This is a genomic window from Mesorhizobium sp. LNHC229A00, assembly GCF_000502415.1.
In the GTDB taxonomy this organism is placed as follows: Bacteria; Pseudomonadota; Alphaproteobacteria; order Rhizobiales; family Rhizobiaceae; genus Mesorhizobium.
Genome location: NZ_AYWQ01000171.1, coordinates 1 through 484, shown reverse-complemented (window position 1 = coordinate 484; position 484 = coordinate 1). Strand labels below are relative to the sequence as shown.

Genomic DNA, 484 nt, shown 5'->3' with positions numbered 1-484 from the left:
ATGCATAGTTTTTCGTGCCGCGCTACGGTAGCGTCAGACTCACAATTGCGAGACCTACTCATGAGAGTGGAGGGCGGAAAGGGCGGAATCGGAATTGTTCGCGTCTCGCTTTTTACGGCGATAGGCACCATCTATGCCGGCTTCCTGCTGAATGCAGGTGATGTAGCGACTTGGTATCAGGAAGTCTCTGCGGCCGGCTACCAGCCTAAGGGATTGGTTCGACTGTTCTCGACGGCACCTCCTCCTGTCTGGTTTGTCGAATTGATTTCGGTTCTCGCCGGTATTTCGACGGCGCTTGCAATCGTCGGTCTCCTAACTCGGCCCGCCATGGTTTTCAGCATCCTATCGGTACTCTTCCTCCAATCGCTCACCTATTCATTTCGCTTCGGTTGGTCGCATACCTACAATGTCATTTTTTTGGCTGGGCTGGCTTTCATGTTCGGGCGAGCCGGTGACAGCCTTTCGTTGGACGCCTCGCTGAGAC

At 54.3% G+C, this 484-nt stretch carries 1 protein-coding gene; it reads left to right on the top strand.

All coding sequences use genetic code 11. From position 1 onward, the window contains the following. Nucleotides 1-60 precede the first annotated feature (60 nt). On the top strand, nt 61-484 hold a 424-nt coding region (locus X742_RS01000000171300; RefSeq protein ID WP_032925228.1), incomplete at its 3' end, for a hypothetical protein.